This window comes from Paracoccus sp. J39, assembly GCF_000518925.1.
GTDB lineage: Bacteria > Pseudomonadota > Alphaproteobacteria > Rhodobacterales > Rhodobacteraceae > Paracoccus.
The window spans coordinates 134,151-158,734 of sequence record NZ_JAEN01000005.1; the positions used below are offsets into that span (position 1 = coordinate 134,151).

Annotated in this window: 27 protein-coding genes; 3 read left to right on the forward strand and 24 right to left on the reverse strand. The window is 69.0% G+C overall.

From position 1 onward, the window contains the following. Nucleotides 1–64: 64 nt before the first annotated feature. The 13 genes from gap to L632_RS0107040 all read right to left on the reverse strand — a co-directional run bounded on the left by gap (nt 65) and on the right by L632_RS0107040 (nt 11,791). A complete protein-coding gene (gene gap / locus L632_RS0106980) occupies nt 65–1,066 on the reverse strand; it encodes a type I glyceraldehyde-3-phosphate dehydrogenase (protein WP_028716534.1) in 1,002 nt (333 codons plus the stop codon). Between the two features lie 252 nt (nt 1,067–1,318). Continuing rightward, nucleotides 1,319–1,462, reverse strand: coding sequence for a hypothetical protein (locus L632_RS24615; protein ID WP_028712829.1), 144 nt, complete (start codon nt 1,460–1,462; stop codon nt 1,319–1,321). Nucleotides 1,463–1,755: 293 nt separating this feature from the next. After that, complete coding sequence (locus L632_RS0106990) at nt 1,756–2,805, reverse strand: flagellar motor switch protein FliG (RefSeq protein WP_028716535.1); 1,050 nt, start codon at nt 2,803–2,805, stop codon at nt 1,756–1,758. A 60-nt stretch (nt 2,806–2,865) separates the two neighbouring features. Beyond that, the gene (gene purB / locus L632_RS0106995; RefSeq protein ID WP_028712827.1) at nt 2,866–4,182 is read right to left on the reverse strand and encodes an adenylosuccinate lyase; all 1,317 of its coding nucleotides are present in this window, start codon (nt 4,180–4,182) and stop codon (nt 2,866–2,868) included. A 269-nt stretch (nt 4,183–4,451) separates the two neighbouring features. After that, complete coding sequence (locus L632_RS0107000) at nt 4,452–5,183, reverse strand: fumarylacetoacetate hydrolase family protein (protein WP_028712826.1); 732 nt, start codon at nt 5,181–5,183, stop codon at nt 4,452–4,454. Next, nucleotides 5,180–6,127, reverse strand: a complete 948-nt coding sequence (locus L632_RS0107005) for a sugar kinase (protein WP_028712825.1) — start codon at nt 6,125–6,127, stop codon at nt 5,180–5,182. Before L632_RS0107005 ends, L632_RS0107000 begins: the two co-directional genes overlap by 4 nt. A gap of 2 nt (nt 6,128–6,129) precedes the next feature. Next, nucleotides 6,130–7,050: an NAD(P)-dependent oxidoreductase gene (locus tag L632_RS0107010; RefSeq protein WP_028712824.1), complete on the reverse strand. Its 921-nt coding sequence runs from the start codon at nt 7,048–7,050 to the stop codon at nt 6,130–6,132. Beyond that, a complete protein-coding gene (locus L632_RS0107015) occupies nt 7,047–7,781 on the reverse strand; it encodes an amino acid ABC transporter ATP-binding protein (protein ID WP_028712823.1) in 735 nt (244 codons plus the stop codon). The genes L632_RS0107010 and L632_RS0107015 overlap by 4 nt, the downstream gene beginning before the upstream one ends. A gap of 53 nt (nt 7,782–7,834) precedes the next feature. After that, nucleotides 7,835–8,632, reverse strand: a complete 798-nt coding sequence (locus L632_RS0107020; RefSeq protein ID WP_028712822.1) for a transporter substrate-binding domain-containing protein — start codon at nt 8,630–8,632, stop codon at nt 7,835–7,837. A 29-nt stretch (nt 8,633–8,661) separates the two neighbouring features. Beyond that, nucleotides 8,662–9,315: an amino acid ABC transporter permease gene (locus L632_RS0107025; RefSeq protein WP_371255966.1), complete on the reverse strand. Its 654-nt coding sequence runs from the start codon at nt 9,313–9,315 to the stop codon at nt 8,662–8,664. A gap of 4 nt (nt 9,316–9,319) precedes the next feature. Then, nucleotides 9,320–9,988, reverse strand: a complete 669-nt coding sequence (locus L632_RS0107030) for an amino acid ABC transporter permease (protein ID WP_028712820.1) — start codon at nt 9,986–9,988, stop codon at nt 9,320–9,322. Between the two features lie 75 nt (nt 9,989–10,063). Beyond that, the gene (locus tag L632_RS0107035; RefSeq protein ID WP_028712819.1) at nt 10,064–11,077 is read right to left on the reverse strand and encodes a LacI family DNA-binding transcriptional regulator; all 1,014 of its coding nucleotides are present in this window, start codon (nt 11,075–11,077) and stop codon (nt 10,064–10,066) included. Nucleotides 11,078–11,320: 243 nt separating this feature from the next. Next, complete coding sequence (locus L632_RS0107040) at nt 11,321–11,791, reverse strand: MarR family winged helix-turn-helix transcriptional regulator (protein ID WP_036697521.1); 471 nt, start codon at nt 11,789–11,791, stop codon at nt 11,321–11,323. Nucleotides 11,792–11,894: 103 nt separating this feature from the next. Here L632_RS0107040 and L632_RS0107045 point away from each other — a divergent pair, with 103 nt between their 5' ends. Then, a complete protein-coding gene (locus tag L632_RS0107045; RefSeq protein ID WP_028712817.1) occupies nt 11,895–12,290 on the forward strand; it encodes a VOC family protein in 396 nt (131 codons plus the stop codon). A gap of 34 nt (nt 12,291–12,324) precedes the next feature. Further along, nucleotides 12,325–12,771, forward strand: a complete 447-nt coding sequence (locus L632_RS0107050) for a VOC family protein (protein WP_028712816.1) — start codon at nt 12,325–12,327, stop codon at nt 12,769–12,771. Between the two features lie 579 nt (nt 12,772–13,350). Here the strand turns inward: L632_RS0107050 and L632_RS0107055 are convergent. Next, nucleotides 13,351–13,797 carry an SRPBCC family protein gene (locus L632_RS0107055; protein WP_028712815.1) on the reverse strand — a complete coding sequence of 149 codons (447 nt, stop codon included), beginning with the start codon at nt 13,795–13,797 and terminating at the stop codon, nt 13,351–13,353. A 48-nt stretch (nt 13,798–13,845) separates the two neighbouring features. Here L632_RS0107055 and L632_RS0107060 point away from each other — a divergent pair, with 48 nt between their 5' ends. Beyond that, nucleotides 13,846–14,232: a helix-turn-helix transcriptional regulator gene (locus tag L632_RS0107060; RefSeq protein ID WP_028712814.1), complete on the forward strand. Its 387-nt coding sequence runs from the start codon at nt 13,846–13,848 to the stop codon at nt 14,230–14,232. A gap of 117 nt (nt 14,233–14,349) precedes the next feature. Here the strand turns inward: L632_RS0107060 and L632_RS0107065 are convergent, their stop codons facing one another. From L632_RS0107065 to L632_RS22180, 10 genes are all read right to left on the reverse strand, one after another. Then, a complete protein-coding gene (locus tag L632_RS0107065; protein WP_028712813.1) occupies nt 14,350–15,639 on the reverse strand; it encodes a TRAP transporter large permease in 1,290 nt (429 codons plus the stop codon). Then, nucleotides 15,632–16,126, reverse strand: coding sequence for a TRAP transporter small permease (locus L632_RS0107070; RefSeq protein WP_028716536.1), 495 nt, complete (start codon nt 16,124–16,126; stop codon nt 15,632–15,634). Before L632_RS0107070 ends, L632_RS0107065 begins: the two co-directional genes overlap by 8 nt. Before the next feature lie 4 nt (nt 16,127–16,130). Beyond that, nucleotides 16,131–17,099 carry a TRAP transporter substrate-binding protein gene (locus tag L632_RS0107075; protein ID WP_028716537.1) on the reverse strand — a complete coding sequence of 323 codons (969 nt, stop codon included), beginning with the start codon at nt 17,097–17,099 and terminating at the stop codon, nt 16,131–16,133. A 129-nt stretch (nt 17,100–17,228) separates the two neighbouring features. Further along, on the reverse strand, nt 17,229–18,068 hold the full coding sequence (locus tag L632_RS0107080) for an NADPH-dependent oxidoreductase (protein ID WP_156929466.1): 840 nt from the start codon (nt 18,066–18,068) through the stop codon (nt 17,229–17,231). Between the two features lie 12 nt (nt 18,069–18,080). Next, nucleotides 18,081–19,136 (reverse strand): aldo/keto reductase, encoded by a 1,056-nt coding sequence (locus L632_RS0107085; RefSeq protein ID WP_028712809.1) that lies wholly within the window; start codon nt 19,134–19,136, stop codon nt 18,081–18,083. Nucleotides 19,137–19,158: 22 nt separating this feature from the next. Further along, entirely contained in the window at nt 19,159–20,577 is a 1,419-nt protein-coding gene (locus L632_RS0107090; RefSeq protein ID WP_051416225.1) for an MFS transporter, read from the reverse strand. Continuing rightward, nucleotides 20,574–21,920 (reverse strand): LLM class flavin-dependent oxidoreductase, encoded by a 1,347-nt coding sequence (locus L632_RS0107095; RefSeq protein ID WP_028712807.1) that lies wholly within the window; start codon nt 21,918–21,920, stop codon nt 20,574–20,576. The genes L632_RS0107090 and L632_RS0107095 overlap by 4 nt, the downstream gene beginning before the upstream one ends. 17 nt (nt 21,921–21,937) lie before the next feature. Then, the gene (locus tag L632_RS0107100; protein ID WP_028712806.1) at nt 21,938–22,660 is read right to left on the reverse strand and encodes an ABC transporter ATP-binding protein; all 723 of its coding nucleotides are present in this window, start codon (nt 22,658–22,660) and stop codon (nt 21,938–21,940) included. Beyond that, nucleotides 22,636–23,490, reverse strand: coding sequence for an ABC transporter permease (locus L632_RS0107105; RefSeq protein ID WP_036697523.1), 855 nt, complete (start codon nt 23,488–23,490; stop codon nt 22,636–22,638). Before L632_RS0107105 ends, L632_RS0107100 begins: the two co-directional genes overlap by 25 nt. Beyond that, complete coding sequence (locus tag L632_RS22180) at nt 23,487–24,539, reverse strand: ABC transporter substrate-binding protein (RefSeq protein WP_051416224.1); 1,053 nt, start codon at nt 24,537–24,539, stop codon at nt 23,487–23,489. Before L632_RS22180 ends, L632_RS0107105 begins: the two co-directional genes overlap by 4 nt. Nucleotides 24,540–24,584 lie beyond the last annotated feature (45 nt).

Here is a 24,584-nt window from a genome sequence, read left to right on the forward strand (position 1 = left end):
CGGATATGAAAAACGCGCCCTCGTTTCCGGGGCGCGTTTTCCGTTTCTTCGGCTGGCTCCGGGCTCAGATCAGCTTGCCCATGGCGACCGCGGTGTCCGACATGCGGTTCGAGAAGCCCCATTCGTTGTCATACCAGGTCAGGATGCGGCAAAGCTTGCCCTCCATCACCTTGGTCTGGTCCATGTGGAAGACCGAGCTGTGCGGATCGTGGTTGAAGTCCGAGGAGACCAGCTTTTCGTCGGTATAGCCCAGGATGCCCTTCAGCGGACCGTTGGCGGCGCTGCGGATCGCCTCGTTGATCTCCTCGACCGAGGTGTCGCGGGCGGCCTCGAAGACCAGGTCCACGACCGAGACGTTGGGGGTCGGCACGCGGATCGCCACGCCGTCCAGCTTGCCCTTGAGTTCCGGCAGCACCAGGCCCACGGCCTTGGCCGCCCCGGTCGAGGTCGGGATCATCGACAGCGCGGCGGCGCGGGCGCGATACAGGTCCTTGTGCATGGTGTCCAGCGTCGGCTGGTCGCCGGTATAGCTGTGGATCGTGGTCATGAAGCCGCGGGCGATGCCGATGCTGTCATTGAGCACCTTGGCGACCGGCGACAGGCAGTTGGTGGTGCAGCTGGCGTTCGAGACGACGATGTCGTCCTTGGTCAGCGTGTCGTGGTTCACGCCGAAGACGATGGTCTTGTCGGCATTGTCGCCGGGGGCCGAGATCAGCACGCGCTTGGCGCCGGTCGAAAGATGCGGCTGCACCTTTTCCTTCGAGGCGAAGATGCCGGTGCATTCCATGATGACGTCGATGTCGCCCCAGGGCAGCTCGGCAGGGTTGCGGATCGCGGTGACCTTGATCGGACCGCGGCCGACGTCGATCGAGTCGTCGGTCACCTTGACCTCGGCGGGAAAGCGGCCGTGGACCGAGTCGTAGCGCAGCAGATGCGCATTGGTTTCGACTGGGCCCAGGTCGTTGATCGCCACGACCTCGATATCATTGCGCCCCGATTCGATGATCGCGCGCAGCACGTTCCGACCGATCCGGCCAAAGCCGTTGATCGCCACCTTGACAGCCATGGGGTTCCTCCGCCGCTGATGATGTTTCGCGGTGCTGATAGCCCGCATTGCCGGGGGAATGCAAATGCCTCAAGGCGGCGGGGGTGGAAACTTGATCGAAAGTTGCCGGATCGCGACGCGGCGGGCGCCGTCGGGCCGCCGGCCGGAAGCGGACGGGAGAGGCGTGCCGTGTCGCCGGGAGGAGATGCGCCCTTCCCGCGCCGCCCGGCAGCGCCGGGCGAATCGCGCGGCGTGCGCTCCGGGAGCTGCCCCCTATCGCCAGAAGCTGAGATATTCGATCAGGCTGGCGAATTGCTTGCCCAGGAACAGCGGCAGGCCCCAATGCAGGATCAGCGCATCCGCCGCGAACAGGCCCAGGATCAACAGGCCCAGCACCAGCGCGATCTGGTTTGTCATGTCTCCGATCCCCACGATTGCCCGGCCCGGCCCCAATTGCCGTTGCGCCCTCTGCTAGGACAGGGGCCGGGATCTGGCAAGCCCTGCGGCGGCACCCGGCACCAGCAAGGGCCAGGCCCTTGCCCGCTGTGCGGCCCGCCGTGTGCAACGTCGTTGCCCCGCTGGACGGCGGTGCCGCCGGCGGCCGAGCCGCCCGTCGCCGCCGTGCCATTTGCGCCGGGCAGCCGCCGCTCTGCCATCCGCGTCATGCCAGCCGCCGCTTTGTCCTCTGCCGCCGCGCCGGTTGCCGGGGATCAGCCGGGCGGGTCCTCGCCCGGTTCCTCTTCCTCGGGTTCCTGCGCGATCAGGAACAGGTCGCCCGCCGCCTCCATGCGGCGGATCGCCGCCACCACCTGATCCATGGCTTCCTCCGCATCGCGGGCCGAGACCTTGCCCAGCCCCTCCATCTCCTCGCGCATCGACTCGGCCAGCCGGCTCGAGATGCCGCCAAGGATGAAATCCACCGTCTCGCGGGCCACGCCCCTGGCGCCGGCCAGCGCCTTGAGCAGCACGGGATTGTCCACCTCGCGCGTGATGCGGGCGATGTCGCGCGGATCGACGCGGCGGGGGATATGCGCCCAGGTGAAGATGGTCTTGCGCACCTCTCCCGCGAAGGCGGCATCGTCGTCGTCCAGGCCCGCCAGCACGCTGTCCCGCATGCTGGAAGGCGAGAAGTTCAGGATCGCCCCGACCTTTTCGCCGGCCTTGCCCTCCAGCGGCGGCTGCGGCACCGCATCCGCAGCCTGGATCAGCGCCTTGCCGATGCGCTGCAACGCATCGGCCCCGATCCCGCCGGTCAGCGACATGGCATAGGCGATCTGCCGGGCCAGATCGGGGTCGAGCAGGCCGAACACCTCGGCCGCGCGCGGCACCGGCAGTTTCGAGAACATCACCGCCGCGATCTCCACCGCCTCGGTCCGGGCCAGTTCGGCCAGCAGGGCGGGCGTCATCGCCGCGATGCGGTCCCAGGGGTCGCCGGCGCCGTTCAGCGCCGCCATGCGCCGCAGCCGGTCGCTGGTGTCGGGCGAGAGATGGCCGTCGAGCAGGTCCAGCGTGCCGTCGATATCGCCCGGAAAGGACAGGCCGACCAATTCCAGCCGGTCGCAGAACTCCGCCACGATGGCATTGCGGGTGTCGCGGTCGATGACGCCCATCAGCGCCATTTCCTGCGCAAGCCCGGTCTGCAATTCCGCCGGCAGCCGGGCGAGATCGATATCCTCGCCCTCGGCCAGCACCAGCCGCACGATCACCGCCGCCTTCTGCCGGGCGGTCAGCCCCGCCCCCCCGATTGCCGGAACGCCCATGGATTGCCCCCGATTCGTTCGTCCTTGGGGGCAATCTGGCAGGAAAAGGCGAATGTCCGGTTAACGCGCCCCGGACTCGCCGAAGACGCGGGCGAAAATCGTGTCGACGTGCTTGGTGTGATAGCCGAGGTCGAATTTCTCCTCGATCTCGGCGGGCGAGAGTGCGGCCGTCACCTCGGCATCGCCCAGCAGCTCGGTCTTGAAATCGGCGCCTTGCTCCCAGACCTTCATGGCGTTGCGCTGCACCAGCCGATAGGCGTCCTCGCGGCTGACGCCGGCCTGGGTCAGTGCCAGCAGCACGCGCTGCGACATGACCAAGCCCTTGAACTTGTTCATGTTCTTCAACATGTTCTCGGGATAGACCACCAGCTTTTCGATCACCCCGGCCAGGCGGTTCAGCGCGAAGTCCAGGGTGATCGTCGCATCGGGGGCGATGCCGCGCTCGACCGAGGAATGGCTGATGTCACGTTCGTGCCACAGCGCCACGTTCTCCATCGCCGGCACGACCGCCATGCGCACCAGGCGGGCCAGGCCGGTGAGGTTCTCGGTCAGGACCGGGTTCCTTTTATGCGGCATGGCCGAGCTGCCCTTCTGGCCGGGGCTGAAATATTCCTCGGCCTCAAGCACTTCGGTGCGCTGCATGTGGCGGATCTCGATGGCGATGTTCTCGATCGAGCTGGCGATCACGCCCAGCGTGGCGAAGAACATCGCATGGCGGTCGCGCGGGATGACCTGGGTCGAGATCGGCTCGGGGGAGAGGCCCATTTTCGCGCAGACATGTTCCTCGACCGCCGGGTCGATATTGGCGAAGGTGCCGACCGCGCCCGAGATGGCGCCGGTCGCCACTTCCTCGCGGGCGCGTTCCAGCCGCTCGCGGCCGCGGGCCATCTCGGCATAGAAGCGGGCGAAGGTCAGGCCCATGGTGGTCGGCTCGGCATGGATGCCGTGGCTGCGGCCGATGCGCACGGTGTCCTTGTGCTCGTAGGCGCGTTTTTTCAGCGCGGCGAGCACCTTGTCCATGTCGGCCAGCAGGATGTCGGCGGCGCGCACCAGCTGCACGTTCAGCGTGGTGTCCAGCACGTCCGAGCTGGTCATGCCCTGATGGACGAAGCGGGCCTCCTCGGCGCCGATATGCTCGGCCAGGTGGGTCAGGAAGGCGATGACGTCATGCTTGGTCACGGCCTCGATCTCGTCGATGCGGGCGACGTCGAATTCGACGTCCTTGGCCTTCCAGACGGCCTCGGCATTCTCGCGCGGGATCACCCCCAGATCGGCCTGGGCGTCGCAGGCATGCGCCTCGATCTCGTACCAGATGCGGAACTTGGTCTCGGGCGACCAGATGGCGACCATTTCGGGGCGGGCATAGCGCGGGATCATCGGGAGCTCCTGTGTTTGCGGGGGTTCTATTCGGTTGGGGAGGAGGCCGCAACTGCGGGAGAGGCGAAATGGCCGGGCGCAGCAAGCGGGCCGGCGGCGGAAGACGCGCGGCCGGAGGTGAGGGCGCGCATGTCTCGCCAGCGGATGCGGTGGACCGGCTCTCGTGGCGGCACGCTGCCGGCCGGGGGGCAGCCCGTGGCCGCCGGGGTCCGGCGACCGGCTCGCGCAATCGCTGGCGCGGCCCGACCGGGCGACCGGGGCAGGGGGCGTCAGCCGTCCGCCAGCCGCAATTCGACGCAGGCGCCTGCGGCGGTGGCGCGGGCATGGCGGGCGCCGTTCAGGGGCAGGGGGCCGATGCGCGCGCCGGTGATGATCACGTCGCCCGCCTTCAGGTCCCGCCCCTGGCGGCGCGCATGGCCGGAAAGCCAGCGCAGGAAATCCAGCGCATCGGCGAGGGGCGCGGCGGCCTCGGTGGTCGCGACCGGCTTGCCGTCCAGCTCCAGTTCGATCCCCAGCCGGTCCGCCGGCGGTTCCGCCAGCCGCGAGCCCAGAACGACGCCGGCCGAGCTGAAGCTGTCGGCCATCCGCGCAAGGGGCGGCAGTTCGGCCTGCGGCGCAAGGCGCGGCGCCACCAGCTCGAAGGCCAGATGCACGGCCGCGATGGCGCGCAGGATGTCGTGCTTGGCCGCGTCGGGGCCGGGATCGGCGGCCAGCAGGATCGCCGTCTCGACCTCGATTCGCGCATCGGCGGGCACGGCCAGCCGCGCGCCGGACTGCACCAGCGTCGCGCCGGGCAGCACCGCGCATTCGCGGTCCGCGCCCCCCAGCAGCGCCAACTTCCACAGCCCGCCGGGATCGCCCAGCCCGGCCAGCACCGCCTCCTGCACCGCATAGGCGGCGGCGGTGTCGCCGGGCGGCGGGGTCAGGCTGTCGGCCGGGCGGGCGGAACGACGCGCCGCCAGCAGCACCCGCGCGGCGGCCCCTGCGTCGAAGCCGGTCACGAGGCCACCCGCAGGCCCGGAAGATCGCCGGGCATAGCGTGGCGCGGAATGATCGCGCCGGGATGCTGCACCACCACCGCCGCCAGCCGCGCGGCGGCAAGGATGGCCGGCTGCGGGGCCAGGCCCGCCAGCCGCGCCGCCAGATAGGCCGCGTTGAAGCTGTCGCCCGCCCCGGTCGTGTCGCGCGCCGCGACGGCGGGCGGCAGGTCGTGGGTCTGAACCTCGGTTTCCCCCGCCGCGCGGCGCAGGACCGCCGCGCCGCCGGTGGTCAGGACGATCTCGGCTTCGGTCAGGCGCATCAGCAGGGCCATCGCTTCGGCCGGGGCGGCGGTGCCGAAACAGGCGGCCATGTCGTCCATCGAGGGCAGCACCAGCGTGGCGATCCCCGCCGCCCGGGCGATGACCCGGCCGGCGGTTTTGGCATCGGGCCACAGCGCGGGGCGGTAATTGGTGTCGAAGACGATCCGCGCCCCCGCCTTTCGCCGCCGGGCCAGCGCGTCCATCAGGCGCGCGCGGCCGTCCTCATGCAGCACGGCCAGGGTGATCGCCGACAGAAACAGCGTCCCGGCCTGCTCCAGCGCCGCCAGCGGCGCTTGCGCGGCATCGCAGAACAGGCTGCGGAAGGGGGCGTGTTCGCGCCAATAGAGGAAACTGCGTTCCCCCGCCGCGTCGGTCGAGATGAAGCTGAGCCCCGGCCGTCCGCCCGGCCGCAGTACCACCTGCGCCATGCCGACCTCTTCTGCCTCGGCCTCGGCGATCAGCCAGCGGCTCATGGCGTCGTCGCCCAGGCCGGTCAGATAGCCGACCGCGCCCGGACCCATCAGCCGGGCCAGATAGATGGCGGTGTTCAGAGTGTCGCCGCCCAGCCGCCGGTCGAAGGTCGAGGGGGCATCGGACCGGGCGGTGAATTCGACCAGCGGCTCTCCGATCGCAAGGATGCGCATGATCAGGTTCCGTAGGGCGTGGGCAGGGGGCGGCCGGCGGTGAAGGCCGCGATATTGTCCAGAACCAGCTCTGCCATCGCCCGCCGCGCCTGCGCCGTGGCCGAGCCGATATGCGGCGTCAGCACGCAGTTCGGCGCCTGAAGCAATGCCTGCGGCACCTGCGGCTCGCCCTCGACCACGTCCAGCCCCGCCGCGGCGATGCGGCCCTGCGCCAGCGCCTCGGCCAGCGCGGCATTGTCCACCAGCGAGCCGCGCGCCACGTTGACCAGGATGCCCGAGGGCCCCAGAGCGGCCAGTTCCGCCGCGCCGACCAGCCCGCGCGTGTCTTCGCCCCCGGCTGCCGTCACGAACAGCAATTCGCAATCGCGGGCCAGCGCCTGCGCGTCGGGGCGGAAGCCGTCGGGGCTGTCGGGCTTTTCGCTGCGACTGGTATAGAGCACCTCGCTGCCAAGGGCGCGCAGCATCCCGGCCAGCCGGCGGCCGATCCGCCCATAGCCCAGGATCCCGGCAGGGCGCCCCAGGACCGGCTGCCCCAGCCCCAGCTTGCCGCCGGCGGCCCAGTCCCCCGCGCGGGTGAAACGGTCGCCCTCGGCGATGCGCCGGCCGGCGGCCAGCGCCAGCGCCAGCGCCATTTCCGCCACCGCATCCGACAGCACGTCCGGCGTGGTCGTCACCTGGATGCCGCGCGCGCGGGCCTGTTCCAGGTCCACCGCATCGACGCCGACGCCGTTGACCGCGATCAGCCGCAGCGCGGGCAGGGCGGCCATCTGCGCCGAGGATAGGCCGAGCCCGCCGGTGGTCAGCACGATTTCCACGTCACCCGCATCGGCGATGTCGCGGACGATCCGGTAATCCGCGGCCAACCGGTCGGCCATCTCTTGCGGCTTGGGATCGGCCATAACCAGGATGCGCGGCCGGCTCATGCGATCTGGCCCAGGAAGTTGCGCAGGCGTTCGTTCCGCGGGTTGCCGAAGAATTCCGCCGGCGCGTTCTCCTCGACGATGCGGCCCTTGTCCATGAAGATCACCCGGTCGGCCACGGCGCGGGCGAAATCCATCTCGTGCGTGACGCAGAGCATGGTCATCCCCTCGCGCGCCAGATCGATCATCGTGTCCAGCACCTCCTTGACCATTTCCGGGTCCAGGGCCGAAGTGGGTTCGTCGAACAGCATGATCCGGGGCTTCATGCAGAGCGCGCGGGCGATGGCCACGCGCTGCTGCTGGCCGCCGGACAGCTGCGCGGGATATTTGTCGGCCTGTTCGGGGATCCTGACCCGTTCCAGATAGTGGCGCGCGGTCTTTTCGGCCTCGGGGCGGCTGACCTTGCGGGCCTTCATCGGCGCGAGGATGCAGTTCTCCAGCACCGTCATGTGCGGGAACAGGTTGAAGCTCTGGAAGACCATGCCGACATCCTTGCGGACCTTGGCAACGTTCTCGCCGCCGGCGGTCAGTTCGACCCCGTCCACGATGATGGTGCCGGATTCGATGGCCTCCAGCTGGTTGATGGTGCGGATCAGCGTCGATTTTCCCGATCCCGAAGGACCGCAGATGACGATCCGCTCGCCCGGTTCGACCGTCAGGTCGATATCGGCAAGGGCATGGAAGGCGCCGTAATACTTGTTCACGGCCCGCATGATGATCGCATGTTCCGTCATGGTCGGATCCCCCTGGGAAAGCGCCCGGCCGGCAGCGGCCGGGCAGGCCGTCGTCATTCGGCGTTCTTCACGAAATCGGGCAGCGGTTCGCCCAGCCATTTCTGATGGATCTGGTCCAGCGTGCCGTCGGACTTGGCCCCGGCCACGAAGGCGTTCACCTTGTCCAGCAGCGCATCCGATCCCGGCGCCACGGCGATGCCCTGCACCTGGCTGGACAGGTCGAACTTCTTGTCGAAGCGGTCGCCCACGGCGCCGCCGATCTGCGCCATCACCACGTTCGAGGCGCCGATCAGCCTGACCTGCCCCGACATCAGCGCCTGCACGGCGCTGGCATCGTCGTCGAAGCGGCGGATCTGCGCGTCGGACGGCGCGACCTCGGTGACGGCGGTGTCCTGGGTCGAGGCCCGCGCGACGGCCACGGTCTGGCCCGACAGGGCCTCGGGCCCGGCGATCTCCAGCCCGGCATCGCCATAGACGGCGATGCTGATCCCGGCATAGGGGTCCGAGAAATCGACCCGCGCCGCGCGTTCCTCGGTGATCCCCAGCGAGGCCACCAGCACGTCGACCTGCCCCGACAGCAGATAGGGGATGCGGTTCGGGCCGGTCACCGGCACGATCTGCGGCTGGACGCCCAGATGTTCCGCCAGCGCCTTCGCCACGTCGGCGTCATAGCCGTCGGGCTGGCCGGCGCTGTCCATCACGCCGAAAGGCGGAAAATCGACCAGCATCCCGATCTTGACCGTGCCCGCGCTTTCGATGGCGGTCAGGTCGGCGGCGGCTGCGGGACCGGCAAGGCTTGCGGCCAGCGCGCCGGCGGCAAGGCTGGCAAAAAGACGGCGGTTCAGTTTCATGGCTCCCCCTCCTCTTGGGCAATTCGGTGTCAGCGCATCAGGGCCCGGCGCATCCGGGCCTCGATCTGCCGGGCCAGCAGCGACAGCGGCCAGCACAGGGCGAAATACAGTGCCGCGACGGTGCCGAAGACCAGGAACGGCTGGAACGTCGCGTTGTTGACGATCTGGCCGGCGCGGGTCAGCTCGGTGAAGCCGATGATCGAGGCCAGCGAGGTGCCCTTGATCAGCTGGACCAGGAAACCCACGGTCGGCGCGGTGGCGATGCGCATCGCCTGCGGCAGGATGACGTGCCGCATCCGGTCGCGATAGCCGAGCGCCAGGGCGGTCGCGGCCTCGCTCTGCCCCGAGGGGACGGCCTCGATGGCGCCGCGCCAGATCTCGCCCAGATAGGCGCTGGCATGCAGCGTCAGCGCCACGGCGGCGGCCAGCAGCGGATCGATCGGCAGGCCCACCACTGCCAGCCCGAAATAGACCAGGAACAGCTGCATCAGCAGCGGCGTGCCCTGGAAGACCTGGATGAAGCCGGTGGCGATCCGGCGCAGGACCCGGTTCTGCGAGCTGCGCGACAGCGCGATCGCCAGGCCGCCGATGGCGCCGCCGGCAAAGGCGATGGCCGACAGGATCAGCGTCCAGCGGACGGCGGTGACGATGAACAGGATATCGGCCGAGGAAAATTCGCGGATCATGTCAGCGCCCCGCCGGATAGGTGAAAAACATGCGGCGAATGGCGGCGAACAGCGTCGAGAAGCCAAGCGCCAGCAGGAAATAGAGGACCGTCAGCACCAGGTAGATCTCGAAGCTGGCGAAGGTGCGCGCGTTCAGGTCGGCCCCCGCCGAGGCCAGGTCATTGGCCGAGATGACCGAGACGACGCTGGAGGTCAGCATCAGATAGATGAACTGGCTGGTCAGCGAGGGATAGATGTTGCGCAGCGCCGGCTTGACCACGACGTAGCGGAAGATCTGCACCGGGTTCAGGCCAAGCGCACGCCCGGCCTCGATCTGGCCGCGCGGGATGGATTCGATCCCGGCGCGGATGATCTCGGTCCCGTAGGCGCCGACATTGACGACCAGCGCCACCAGCGCGGCGGTGTTGGGCGACATGCCCAGCCCCACGGCGGGCAGGCCGAAGAAGATAAAGAAGATCTGCACCAGGAACGGCGTGTTGCGGATCACCTCGACATAGGCGTCGACCAGCCAGCGCAGCGGCCGGATGCCCGAGGTCTTGGCGACCGCGCCCAGGACCGAAACGATCAGGCCGAACAGCATCGCCAGCAGCGACAGGCGCACGGTCAGCCATGCGCCGTAAAGCAGCAGATCCAGATTCTGCAAAACCGGCTGGAAGTTGAACTGATACATCCGGCCCTCCCCTGCCGAAGCGAGATTCACTCGAAACCTCGATTTAGATCGATCTAAAACACAGAAAGGGTAAAGTCAACACCATTCGCCGACGCTGCTTTCCCGGATGCGCAGCGCGGGCCGGACGATGGCGCGGCTGATCGGCGCGTCGGGATCGGCCAGCCTGCGCGCCAGCAGCCTTGCGGCATTGGCGCCGATGGCCGCGGGCTGCATCGCCACGCTGGTCATCGGCGGATAGGTCAGCTCTGCCAGCGGCAGGTCGTCCAGCCCCACCACGGCGCGATCCCGGCCAGGCTGGCAGCCGGCCTGCCGCAGGCCCGCCATCAGCCCGGCGGCCAGCACGTCGTTGAAGCACAGGATCGCGGTCGGCGCGGCGGGCAGGGCCAGGATCCGGCGGGCCGAGCGCATCGCGCCTTCCCAGCTCAGTTCCGCCTCGACGATCCCGCCATCCTCGGCGCCGGTCTCCGCAAGCGCGCGGGCAAAGCCCTTCAGCCGCTCCTCGCGGGCCGAAGTGCGGGCGCTGACCGACAGGAAGGCGATGCGGCGGTGGCCGCGCTCGACCAGGTGGCGCACCGCCAGCCCGACGCCCGCGACATAATCCGCCCCGGCATAATCGGTGGCATCCGTTCCGACCTCGCGCAGGGACTGGACCAGGGGCAGCCCCCAGCCGCGGATGCGGCCGGGCAGATCGGCCGCGGTGCCTTGCGCGGGGCACAGGATCACCCCGTCGACGCCGTGGCCGCGGAACCGTTGCAGGATCTGGTCCTGCCGCGCCGCGTCGTCCCGGCTGTTGGCCAGCAACACCACGCGGTCGTCCAGACCCATCACCTCTTCGACGCCGGAGAGGAATTCGGTGAAGAAGGCGTTGACCAGATTGGGCACGATCACCCCGATGGTGCGGCTGCTGTTGTTGCGCAGGCGGGCCGCGCCGATGTCGCGCACATAGTCCAGATCGGCCATGATCTGTTCGACCTTCCGGCGCGTATGCTCGGCCACCAGCGGAGAATTCCGCACCACCAGCGAGACCGTTGCCCGCGAGACCCCGGCAATCTTCGCGATCTCGGCCAGCGTCACCTTCTTATGGGCCATCGGGCTGTCTCCTGTGGCGGCCGCAACGGCCTCTTGCGCGATGATCTTCCAGATCCGGGGCCGCAGGACAACAGCAAGCCGCGATCCCGCGGCCGGGTGGGCCCCGCCATCCGGGGCGAATCGCTGCTGCCTGGGGAGGCGTGATGCTTGGCGGGCCTTGTCGCGCCGCCCGCGGCCGGCTCTTCCCGGGGATGCGTCGCCGGGATCGGGATGGCGCGGCAGGCGCCGCCGCGCGCCCGTGAGTTATCCGGTTGGCTTGCCGCGAGGACCGGGTTCCGACAGCCGGGTCAACTCGGCCCGCAGCTGATCCGGGTCGGACAGCGCCGTCTCGATTTCCGCATGGAGATGCCGCCAGATCGGCACCGCTCCGCGCAGGACCGCGCGCCCGGCCGGTGTCAGACGCAGCCGCCGCGCCCGCCGGTCGGCCGGGTCGGGGGCCGTCTCGACCAGTCGGCGACGTTCCAGCGGCTTGAGATTGGCGGTCAGGGTGGTCCTGTCCATCCCCAGCAGCGCCGCCACGCTGCCCAGGGTCGGCGGCTCCGGCCGGTTGAGCGACATCAGCAGCGAGAACTGCCCGCTTGAAATGCCGGCCGGTTTCAAGGCGATGTCGAAGCGACGCGCAAGCGCGCGCGCCGCCCTTTGCGCATGCAGGCACAGGCAGGTATCGCGCACCGTCAGGGTGGTCTGAAAGCTGGGCTCGTCGGCCGCGTGCATCTGCAAGGTTGACTTTCCCTGATTTATTACGTTGATATCAACATTGCTGCACGCGCGTCAATCGGCGCGCCGCCGGCATCCGGGATCGGAGGAGACAAGCGCCATGACCACGATGCAGCCCTTCCTGATGTTCCAAGGAGGCCGTGCCGAAGAGGCGATGACCTTCTATGTCTCGCTGTTCGACGACGGCGAGGTGCTGGAGATCGCGCGCTGGCAGAAGGGCGATGCGGGGGCAGAGGGCGGCATCAAGCTGGCCCGCTTCCGGGCCGCCGGGCAGAGCGTGCTGGCGAGCGACAGCCCGGTGCAGCACGCCTTCGACTTCACCCCCTCTTGGTCCTTCTTCGTCGAATGCGCGTCGGACGAGGAACAGGAGCGGCTTTTCGCCGCCCTTTCGGAGGGCGGCGCGGTGCTGATGCCGCCGGACGATTACGGCTTCAGCAGGCGTTTCGCCTGGACCGCAGACCGTTTCGGCGTGTCCTGGCAGCTCAATCTCGCATGACGCGCCGAAACCCCGACCGGACAAGGAGATGACGATGAAGATCGTGACCAGCCTCAGCTTCCAGGGCCAGTGCCGTGAAGCCTTCGAATTCTATGCCGAGGTGCTGGGCGGAAAGGTCACCGCCGCCATGCCCTATGGCGACGCGCCGCCCGGCATGTCGATCACCGACGAGAAATACAAGACCTGGCTGATGCATTGCTGGCTTGAAGTCGGCGACCAGGCGCTGATGGGCGCCGATATGGACGTGGCCTGGGCGCCCGGCATCGACAAGCCCAAGAACGGATTCGACGTGACCCTGCACACCGAGGACCGCGAGGAGGGCCGGCGCTGGTTCGACCGCCTGTCCGAGGGCGGCAGGGCGGTGATGCCGTTCGGCGAAACCTTCTGGTCGCCCGGCTTCGGCTCGCTGATCGACCGGTTCGGCGTGCCCTGGATGATCAACACCATCCCTTCGGCCGATTGGCAGCCGGCAGAGGGCTGACCGGCCGGACGGTGGCGCGGCCGGGCGATCGTTCCGTGGATCGGCCGCGGCCGATCATCCGGCTTGCTGCGAGGATGCCAGGTTCAGGCTCTGGGCCCGCGGGCGACGAACGCGCCGGGTTCCCTGCCGGGATGGGGCCGCTCACTTGACGCCAAGGCTGGGATTTCGGGGGTCGCCGCGGCACGTCGGCGCGGGCAAATCGCGATGCTTTCCTCCGCCTGCGCGTGTCGTGGCCATTCCTCGTGCAACGGACCTGCCTGGAAGGCATTCCTTGCTCGGGCACGCATTGCCGTCCCGGGAGGAGTCCCTTCCGCGAGCAGGCATTCGGGCCTTTGCGATCCCGGTTCGTGGTTCGGGCATGGCGCAGCGCGGGTTCCGGATCGGCCGGATTCTCGCCTGTGTCCACCCTTCGGGGTCACGCGGGCCTGCGATATCGCCCGCGGCGTCCCGGCATCCCGGCGGAAGACGCGGCCGGCCGCTGCGCCGAAACGGGATGCCGGCGCGCCCAGCTTTCGGACAGGATGGGGCGCCATGGCCGCGTTCCCGTTCCCCCGGCGGCGGGCTCTGCCCGGTGCGGCCCTATTTGTAGAAGCCTTCGCGCAGGTTGATGCCGTGTTCGAGCCAGGCCTTCATGGCGCAAAGCATCCCGGTCCAGCCCTCGCAATTGCCCAGGCAGCCCTTCAACCCGGCCTCGCTTTCGGGCCAGCCATATTCGCTGATCCGCACCAGCGTGCGCCCGTCCTCCAACGCGTGGAAGGTCATGGTCACGGTGGTCCAGAGGCGCGGCTCGCCCTCGGCCTCCCACTGCAGGACGATCCGCTCGTTGGTCACGACCTCCTGCACCAGAACCGGAAATGCGCCGGGGAAATCGTGGAAGTCCCAAGTCACCTCGGCGCCGGTGGCCAGCCGGCCCCTGGCCCCGCCCGTGGTGAAGAATTTCGACAGGCTGTCGGGATTCACGACGGTCTCGAACACCTCCTCGACCGGTTTGGCGATGCGTCCGCCGACGGTGAATTTCAGCTCCATGTTGCGATCCTCCTTGTCCTGCCGGTTATTATGTTATAGATTTATAACATGTCAACCGAAGATCAGGACGACGCGCTGTTCAAGGCGCTGGGGCACCGGGCGCGCCGGCAATTGCTGGACCTGCTGAAGGCGGGGCCCAAGACCACCGGCGGGCTGTGCGAGGCGCTGCCGCATCTGGACCGCTGCACGGTGATGCAGCACCTGCGGGTGCTGGAGGCGGCCGGTCTGGTCGTGGTCGAGCGGCGCGGGCGCGAAAGGTGGAACCATCTCGACGCGCTGCCCATCCACGCCTTGCAGCAACGCTGGATCGGCCCCTATGCCGCCCATGCGGTCGATATGCTGGCGGCGCTGAAACAGGCGGCGGAAGGCCCGCAGCCCGGCAGCCGCAGCGAGGAGGCCGCGGGAAATGGCCCGGGGCGAGCGGATGCGTGGTGACCCGAGCCGCGCCGTTCCGTGTTCGCGATGACGGGATCGCCGCAAGGGCGGGCATGATCGATGCGGCGCCGGCCGGCCGCTGATGCCGAAGCAGGGCGTGCGGGCTTGCCGGCCGGCCTAGCGGGAAAAGCCGCTGACCTGCGGCAGCCAGGTCGAAAGCGCCGGCACGAAGGTCAGGATCAGCAACGAGGCCAGCGCCGCGAGGAAGAAGGGCGGCAGCTCGCGGATCAGCGCCGAGGGCTTCTGCTTGGTCGCCGAGGCCACGACGAAGATCAGCCCGCCGACCGGCGGCGTCATCAGCCCGAAGGTCAGGTTCACGATCACGATGATGGCGAAATGATCCGCGGCGATGCCCAGGTTGTGGGCGATGGGCGCCAGGATCGGCACCAGGATCATCACCCCCGGCAGCGGGTCCATGAACATGCCGAAACCCAGCAAGAGCAGGTTCACCATCAGTAGGAAGGCGATGGGCGACAGGTCCATGGCGATCACCGCGTCGGCCATGGCCTGCGGCACGCCCTCGATGATCAGCACCCAGGCGAAGGCGCGGGCGGCGGCCAGGATCATCAGCACCGCCACAGACATGATGGCCGAGCGCAGGAACGCCCCCCACAGGTCCGCCAGCGTGAAGCCGCGATAGACGAAGGCGCTGGTCAGGATGGCGTAGAACACCGCCACGACCGAGGCCTCGGTCGGGGTGAACATGCCGCCGCGGATGCCGCCGACGATCAGCACGATCAGCAGCAGGGCGGGCAGGGCGGCGAAGCTGTTGCGGACCATCTGCCCGGCCGGCGGCCGCGGCTCGAGGCTGCGATAGTTGCGCTTGCGGCTGATCCACCAGTTCACCGCCGCCAGCAGCGCCGCGATCAGGATGCCGGGCAGGATGCCGGCCATGAACAGCGAGCCCACCGAGGTGTTGCGGTCCTGCAGCGCATAGATGATCATGGTGATCGAGGGCGGGATGATCGGGTCGATCACCGCCACGGAAATCGTCAGCGCCCCGGCATAGGCCTTGGAATAGCCGCTGCGCTCCATCATCCGCGCCATCATCGCGCCCGGCCCCGCCGCCGAGGCGAGCGCCGAGCCCGAGATGCCGGCGAACAGCGTGCCGGTCAGCACGTTGGCATAGCCCAGGCCGCCGCGCAGATGCCCCACGAATTGCGAGGCAAAGCGCAAGAGCATGCGCGAGATCGCCCCGGTGGACATGATCTCTGCCGCCAGGATGAAGAAGGGCACGGCCAGCAGCGGGAAGCTGTCGAGGCCGGTGAACATCTCCTTCACCACCACGACCAGCGGATAGCGGCCCGACAGGCCCACCGCCGCGAAGGCGGCCATGGCCAGCGCGAAGGCGATGGGCACCCCCATGACCATCAGGATCAGGAAGGCGGCGACCAGGATCTCAACCAAGGGGGGCCTCGTCGGAATGCTGCAGCCCCGCCCGCAGGTATTGCGGCGCGATCAGCGCAAGATGGGCGATCATCAGCGCGAAGCCGGCGGGCATCGCGGCATAGATCCATTTCATCGGCACCCGCAGGGCCGCCGATTTCTGGATCGCCATGCGGTTCATGTAGTCGATGCCGACCCAGACCATGAAGCCGAAAAAGGCGAACAGCACCAGCAGGATCGCCGCGCGCAGGACAAGCTGGCCCCGCGTGGGCAGCGCGTCCTGCGCATTGGTGATGGCGGCATGGGTGCCGTGGCGCAGCGCCAGGCCGCTGCCCAGGAAGGTCAGCCAGATCATCGAGTAACGCGCCACCTCGTCGGCCCAGGTCAGCGAATTGCCGGTCAGATACCGGCCCGCGACGTTCCAGCCGACGATCACCGACATCGCCGCCAGCCCCAGAACGAGGATGGCGCCGTTCAGCGTGACGAAGGCGCGTTCGATCCGGCGCATGGGCTTACTCGACCGCCTGGATGCGGTCCATCAGCTCCTTGCCGAACTGGGCCTCATAACGCTGGTAGGGGCCGGCCAGCGCCTCGCGGAAGGCGGCCTTCTGCTCGGGCGAAAGCTCGTTCACCTGCATCCCCGCCTCCTGCATCGCGGCGACGCCCGAGGCGTCGACCTCGTCGACATAGGCGCGCATCGCCGCCACCGCGTCCTTGGCCGCCTTGTCGAAAGCCGCCTTCTGCGCGTCGTCCAGCCCGTTCCACAGCGCGGGCGAGACCAGGATGATGGTCGAGGAATAGACGTGGCCGTCCAGCGTCAGGTATTTCTGCACCTCGTTCAGCTTGGCCGAGACGATCACCGAAAGCGGGTTCTCCTGCCCGTCGATGGCGCCCTGTTCCAGCGCGCCGATCACCTCGGGCCAAGCCATCGGGGTGGGGGCGGCGCCGAGCGCGCGGAACGCCTCGATATGCACCGGATTCTCCATGGTGCGGATCTTCAGCCCGTTCAGGTCGGCCGGTGCCTCGACCGCGCCGCGATTGCTGGTGATGTGGCGGAAGCCCTGCTCGCCCCAGGCCAGCGCGTGCAGGCCGGCATCGTCGAACCTGGCCAGCATTTCCTGGCCGATCTCGCCGTCCAGCACCTTGCGGGCATGGTCCTTGTCGCGCAGCAGGAAGGGCACGCCCAAGACGCCGACCTCGGGCACGAAATTGGTCAGCGTGCCGTCCGAGGCGATGGTCATCTCGACGGTGCCGAGCTGCAGCCCCTCCAGCACCTCGCGCTCGCCGCCCAGGCCCGAAGAGGGGAAGTGGCGGAAGCTGAACTGGTCGCCCAGGCTTTCCTTCAGCGAGGCCTCGAAAGCCTTGGCGCCGGCGCCGTAATGGCTGTCCTCGGCCAGCGCGTAGCCGATCTTGATTTCCTGCGCCACCGAGGGCGCGGCAAGGGCAGCGCAGAACAGCGCGGCGGCAAAGACATGTTTCATGGTGGAACCCTTCCCCGATTTTCGGCGGCGATTTAGCGCCACATGACGGGAATGTGCAATCCCGCCACCGGATTCGCCGCCGGGGAAAGAGCAAAGGAGCCGGGCCGGCCAGCGGTGCCGCGGGCCCGGCTATCCCAGTGTGACGCCCAGCCGCCCGAAGGCCTCGCGCAGCCGGTGGCGGCCCTTCAGTGCTGCGACATCGCGCAGCCGGCCGATCAGCAGCTCGCTCCAGCTTTGCCGGGGCAGGCCCTGCTCGGCGCGGAAGGCTTCGGTGGCAAGGTCGTGGCGGGCGACGGCCTCGGGCTGCGCCGCCGCCGAATAGGCATCGCGGTGCAGGACCGCCGGTTGCGGCAGGCGCGGCTTGACTGCGGTCGGGACCGCGGGATCGGGGCGGCCGACGACGAGGCCGAACACCGCCACCGCGCGGCGCGGCAGGCCCAGCAGATGCGCCACCGCTTCAGGATCGTTGCGCAGCGCACCGATATAGACCGTGCCCAGCCCCAGCGATTCCGCCGCCACCAGCGCATTCTGCGCCGCCAGCGCCGCGTCGATGGCGGCCAGCAGGAAGGTCTCGGTATAGTCGAGCCCCAGCAGCGTCACGCCTGCCCGGTCCGCGACCGCCTCGGCGCGGGACAGGTCGGCGATCCAGACCAGAATCAGCGGCGCCTGACGGATATGGTCCTGCCCGCCGGCGATCTCGGCCAGCCTGTCGCGCTTGGCGGGATCGGTGACGGCCACCACGCTCCAGGCCTGGATGTTGGACGAGGTCGGCGCCGAGGAGGCCGCCGCGACCAGCGTTTCGAGCGTGCCGGGCGCCAGCGCATCCGGCAGGTAGGACCGGACCGACCGATGCGCCAGAAGCGTGGCGAGAACCGGATTCCAGCCCGCGAGCGCGGCCGGCTCGCGATAGCGTTTCAGCACCGCCTCGGCGGCTTCGGCGGGATGCGGGGCGTTGAGGGAAATATTCATGCGCGTCTCCTGTCAGGGGGCGGGGCTGCCGTGCAGCTGGAAGACCGCGTCGATGCGGGACTCGATTTCCGGGGTGATGACGACCTCGACCGAGCCGAGATCGGCCTCCAGCTGCTCGGCCCTGGTGGCGCCGATGATGTTGGCGGTGACGAAGGGCCGGCTGGTGACATAGGCGATGGCCAGCTGCGCCGGGTCGAGCCCGAAGTCGCGGGCGATCTGCAGATAGGCGTCCACCGCCTCGGCCACGCCGGGCTTGGTGTAGCGGTCGCCGCGGTCGAACAGCGTCAGCCGCGCGCCTTCGGGCCGGGCGCCGTTGCGGTATTTGCCGGTCAGGAAGCCCTGCGCCAGCGGCGAATAGGCCAGCAGCCCCACCTGCTCGCGCTCGTGGAACTCGGCCAGCCCCTGCTCATAGGTGCGGTTGACGAGGTTGTAGGCGTTCTGCACCGAGATGACGCGCGGCAGGTCCCGGGTCTCGGCCAGATGCAGAAAGCGCGACAGGCCCCAGGCGGTCTCGTTGGACAGGCCGACATGGCGGACCTTGCCGGATTTCACCAGCCCGTCCAGCGCCTCCAGCGTTTCCTCGATCGGCACTTCCGAACCGTCATGCCCGCGCGAGGGTGCGTGCCGGCCGCTGCCGAACAGCGGCACCGGGCGGTTCGGCCAGTGGATCTGGTAGAGGTCCAAGTAATCCGTCTGCAACCGGCGCAGCGAACCCTCGACGGCCTCCTCGATGTTCCGGGCGTCCAGCCGCGGCGGCCGGCCGTCGGCGCGCAGATAGGTGCGGTCGCTGGGCCCCGAGACCTTCGAGGCCAGCACGATCCGGTCCCGGCCGCCCCGCGCCTTCAGCCAGGAGCCGATGATCCGCTCGGTCGCGCCCTGGGTTTCGGCCCGCGGCGGGATCGAGTAGTTTTCCGCCGTGTCGATCAGATTGACGCCGAAATCCACGGCGCGGTCGAGTTGGTCGTGGCCTTCGGCCTCGGTGTTCTGCTCGCCCCAGGTCATGGTTCCCAGCGCGATGGCGGAAACCTTGATGCCGCTGCGGCCAAGGGGGCGGTAGTCGAGTGTCATGCAATCTCTCCTGCAATCATGGTCATGGGGCGGCGCGAACGGGGATCGCTTGCCCGGATATTTCATGGCCGGAACTGGCCGCCAGCCGCATCAGCGGCAGGATCGCGCAGGCCGAGACCAGCGCCAGGGCGAAGAACGCCGTGTGAAAGGCGTCGAGCGTCAGCCCCTCGGAACGGCCGCCGATTTCCAGCAGCCCCCCGGCCAGCGCCACGCCAAGCGCGGTCGCGATCGGGCGCAGCACCGTGGTCAGGGCCAGCGCGGCGCCGACGGTCTCGGGGGCAAGCTCGGATATCGCCAGCACCTGCTGGCCGGTGAAGAACAGCGAGCGCAGCACGCCGCCGCCGATCAGCAGCGCCGCGATCAGCAGATGCGGGGTCTGCGGCGTCAGCAGGCCCTTGGCGGCAAGGCCCAGGGCCGAAAGCGAGGCGGCGAGGATCAGCGGATTGCGAAAGCCGTGGCTGGCAAAGACCTGGGTCGAGACCAGCTTGGCCGAGATCGCGCCGATGCCGCCGGCGAAGGTGATCAGCCCCGCCTCGAAGGCGGTCAGCCCGAAGCCCAGCTGCAGCATCAGCGGCAGCAGGAAGGGCACCGCCCCCGCGCCGATCAGGAAGACCATGGTGGCGGTGATCGCGCCGCGAAACACCGGGTCGCGGCAGATGCCGGGATCCAGCAGCGGCGCCGGATGGGCGCGGGCGTGGCGCAGATAGGCCCAACCTCCCGCCAGCCCGGCCAGCGTCAGCGCCAGCGAGGCCCAGAGCGGCAGGATCGGCAGGCTGACCAGCGACAGTCCCGACATCAGCCCCGAGAAGGCGACTGCCAGCAGCAGAAAGCCGCGCAGGTCCAGCCGGTGGGCGGGCGCTCTCGGCACGTCCCGGATCAGGGCGCCGACCGCAAGGATGCCGGCCAGCCCGACGGGCAGGTTCACCAGGAAGATCCAGTGCCAGCCGAGAAAGGTCGTCAGCGCGCCGCCGACCAGCGGTCCCATCAGCGGCGCCACCACCGCCGGGATGGTCATGGTCGCCGTCGCCCGCATCAGCCCGGCGCGGGGCGTGACGCGATACAGCATAAGCCGCGCCAGCGGCGTCATCATCGCCCCGCCCATGCCGCCCAGGAACCGCGCCAGCACGAACCCCTCCAGCGAGGTGGCGAAGGCGCAGCCCAGCGAGCCCAGCATGAAGACCAGGATCGCCATGCGGAACACGCGGGTCGGGCCCAGCCGGTCGCCCAGCCAGGCGCTGACCGGAATGAAGATCGCCAGCGCCAGGAAATAGGCGGTGAAGGCCAGCTTCAGCGCCACGGGGGTCGTGCCGATATCGGCGGCGATGGCTGGCAGCGAGGTGGCGATGACGGTGGAATCCATGTTCTCCATGAACAGCGCCACCGACAGGACCAGCGGCACCAGCCATGGGGCGCGCGGGGCGCCCTGCCTGTCCTGCCTCATTCCGCCGCCGAGATCCCGCGTTGCACCGCGAAACGGTTTTCCGGCCGGGGCAGGCCGAAATGGTCGCGCAGGGTCCGGCCGGCGTAATCCTGGCGGAACAGGCCGCGCTTGCGCAGGATCGGCAGGACATGCTCGACAAAGCTGTCGAAGCCGCCATGCAGCCAGGGCGGCATCACGTTGAAGCCGTCGGCGGCGCCGTTCTCGAACCAGGTCTGGATGTCGTCGGCGATCTTTTCCGGCGTGCCGACCGAGACCCAATGCCCGCGCGCCCCGGCGATGCGGTGCATGAGCTGCCGGATCGTCGGCTTTTCGCGTTCCACGATGTCCAGCACCAGCTTGAAGCGGCTGGCCTCGGCCCGGTCGGGATCGGGCGCGACCAGATGGCGCGGGAAGGGCCCGTCAAGATCGTGGCCCGTCAGGTCCAGCCCGGTCATCCGCTTCAGCACGTCCAGCGAATAGGCGGGCTGGGTCAGGGCGTTGAATTCGTCATGCAGGGCCTGCGCCTCGGCCGTGGTCGAGCCGATATAGGGGCTGATGCCCGGCAGCACCTTGATGTGATCGGGATCGCGGCCGACGCCCCGCGCCCGGGCCTTGATGTCGGCATAGAATTCCTGCGCGCTGGCAAGCGTCTGGTGCGCGGTGAAGATCGCCTCGGCATGCAGCGCGGCGAAATGCCGGCCGTCCTCGGACGAGCCCGCCTGCACATAGACCGGCCGGCCCTGCGGGCTGCGCGGGATGTTCAGCGGGCCGCGCACGCGGAAATGCGGGCCGGCATGGTCGATCCGGTGGATGCGGGCGTCATCGGCGAAGACGCCGCTTTCGGGATCGATGACCAGGGCCTCGTCCTCCCAGCTGTCCCAGAGCTTGGTGACCACCTCGAGGAATTCATGCGCGCGGCCGTAGCGGTCGGCATGGACCGGATGTTCGTCCAGCCCGAAGTTCTGCGCCGCCTGCGCCGCGCCGGTGGTGACGATGTTCCAGCCGACCCGCCCCTGCGAGATGTGATCGACCGAGGCGAACAGCCGGGCGAGGTTGTAGGGTTCGGTATAGGTGGTCGAGGCGGTGGCGATCAGCCCGATGCGGCTGGTCGCGGCGGCCAGCGCGGTGATCGTGGTCAGCGGCTCCAGCCGGAAGCGGCTGGCATAGCGGATATTGTCCGCCAGCGCCGGGCCGTCGGCGAAGAACAGCGCGTCGAATTTCGCCGCCTCGGCCTTGCGGGCCAGTTCCTGGTAATAGCCGATATCCAGTGCGCGCTGCGGGTCCGAGCCCCTGTAGCGCCAGCCGGCCTCGTGATGGCCGCCGGGATAGATGAAGAGGTTCAGGTGAAGCTGTCGCTTGGACATGTCGGTTTCCTTTGAAATCAGTGGGCCGAAACGCCCAGCTTGCCAAGCAGGTGGCGGCGAAGCTGGCCGAAGCGGGGATTGTCGGGCGCGCGCGGGGCGGACAGCGCGATCTGCAGGTCCTCGACGAAGGCGCCTTCTTCCAGCACCAGCACGCGGTCGGCCAGGGTGATCGCCTCGTCCACGTCGTGCGTGACCAGCAGGACGGCGGGGCGGTGGCGGGCGCATAGCTCCTTCAGCAGGACATGCATGCGGATGCGGGTCAGCGCGTCCAGCGCGCCGAAGGGCTCGTCGGCCAGCAGCAGCTCGGGCTCGCGCACCAGCGAGCGGGCCAGCGCCACGCGCTGCTGTTCGCCGCCCGACAGCTCGACCGGCCAGGAATGCTCGCGCCCGGCCAGCCCGACCTCTTGCAGCATGCGCCGGCCGGCATCATCGGCGTCGCGCAGGCCCAGCGTCACGTTCTGCAGCACCGTGCGCCAGGGCAGCAGCCGGGCGTCCTGGAACACCACGGCCTTGTTTTCCGGCACGTCCAGCCTGCCCGAGCCGGTGACGTCGTGGTCAAGCTCGGCCAGCGCCTTGAGGAAGGTGCTTTTCCCCGAGCCCGAGCGGCCCAGCAGGGCGACGAACTCGCCGCGCGCGATGTGCAGGTTCAGCCCGGCCAGGATGGTGCGGCCGTTGAAGCCGCGATGCAGGTCCTGCGTCTGCACCGTGAAGCGGTTCACTGCGACAGCGTGCGGCGCCATGACAGGGCCCTCCTTTCGGCGAAGCGGACGGCGGCGTCCGAGGCGAGGCCGAGCACGGCATAGACCACGATGCCGGCGATGATGATCTCGGTCTGGCCATAGGTGCGGGCGAGGTTGATCATGTAGCCCAGCCCGCTGGTGGCGTTGACCTGCTCGACCACCACGAGCGAGACCCAGCACAACGTCACCGCGAAGCGCAGGCCCAGCAGGAAGCCCGGCAGCGCGCCCGGCAGCACCACCTGCCGGATAAAGGTCCAGCGCGACAGGTTCAGCGTCTCGGACAGCTCGACATAGCGGTTGTCGATGCTGCGCAGGGCGTTGTGGGTGTGGATGTAGATCGGCACGATGACCGCCAGCACGATGGTGATGATCTTCATCTGCTCGCCGATGCCGAACCACAGCATCAGAAGCGGGATCAGCGCCAGGGTCGGCACCGCGCGCTTGATCTGGATCGGGCCGTCGATCAGCGCCTCGCCCAGCCGCGACAGGCCGGCGATGACGGCCAGCACCGTGCCGATGGCGACCCCGATCACCAGCCCGGTGCCCGCGCGCCAGGCCGAGATGCCGAAATGTTCCTGCAACCGGCCGTCCGCGATCAGTTGCCGGAAGGCGTCCAGCACCGTCCAGGGTGCCGAGAGGATGCGCGGGTCGATCAGCCCCAGCGCCGAGCCCAGCGTCCACAGCGCCACCAGCGCGATGCTGCCCAGCTGCATGCCGAAGGGGATGGCCGGGCCGGGTCCCAGCCGGACCCGGGCGCTGCTGCGGCTGCGGGGCTGCAAGGCCGCCGCCGCGGCGGCCGGTTTGAAATCGTCGGTCGCGATCAGGGTCATTGGGTCAGTTCCTCTTTCTTGACCGCGCTCGAGCCCTTGGACAGGGCCTCGGCGGCGATTTTCTCGAAGCGGCGGTCGAATATCTCCTCGGCGCTGAAGGGCGTGTTGCCCGTCGCCTCGGCCAGCAGGGCGATGGTATGGCTGTGGCGCTGGATCACTTCGTCCCAGCTTGCGGGGATGACCTGGCGGCCGGTCTGCTCGACAGCGGCCTTGCCGTCCTCATAGGACAGGTTCTGGTCCTTGACGTAATAGCCCTGGATGAATTCCTCGGGGTGGTCGTTGATCCATTCCGTCGCGCGGGCCCAGAGCCGGACATATTCCGCGGCGGCCGCCGCCTTGGCCGGATCATCCAGAACCCATTGCGGCGCCCAGAGATGGCTGGGATCGTCGCGCAAGCCGTGATCGACCAGCCGCGCCCCGTCCGGGCCGTATTGCCGGATGTAGCGGGCGATATAGACGCTGCCCAGCGGCGCGACGTCCACCTGACCCGAGCCGAGCGCGACCGGATAGACGTCGCCGGTGCTGGGAATTTCCACCAGCGTCACGTCGTCCCGGCCCAGCCCCGCCGCCTCGAGCGTGCGCAGCACCAGCGCGCCCTGCGCCTGTCCGGGGCTGTAGGCGATGCGCCTGCCCTTGAAGTCCTGGATGCTGCCGATCTGGTCGCCGAGCGCCGGGGTGACGCCGAAGCGATAGATCGGGTGGGCGATGGGGTCCTGCCTTTCGCGATAGGCGATGTTGCGCACCGGCAGGTCGTTCCATGTCGCATGGATCGAGGGGATCTCGGCCACGCTGGCCAGGTCCAGCGCCTTGGCGCGGAAGGCCTCGCTGGTCTGCGGGCCGCCGCTGATATTGGCCCATTCGACCTTGAAGCCGAGTTCGTCGATCAGCCCTGAAATCTCCAGCGCCTTCTGGGTGACGGGGTCGCCGACGCGCAGCACCGTGCCCTCGGGCACCTCGTCGGGGATCGGTTCCTGGGCAAGAACGGGCGGGGTGGCGAGCGCAAGGCCGACAGCCAATGCCAGCAAGGGGCGGTAAGGAATGTTGGTCATGTTCAACCTGTCCAAAGAAGCGTCCTGGACCCCAGAAGCTAACCA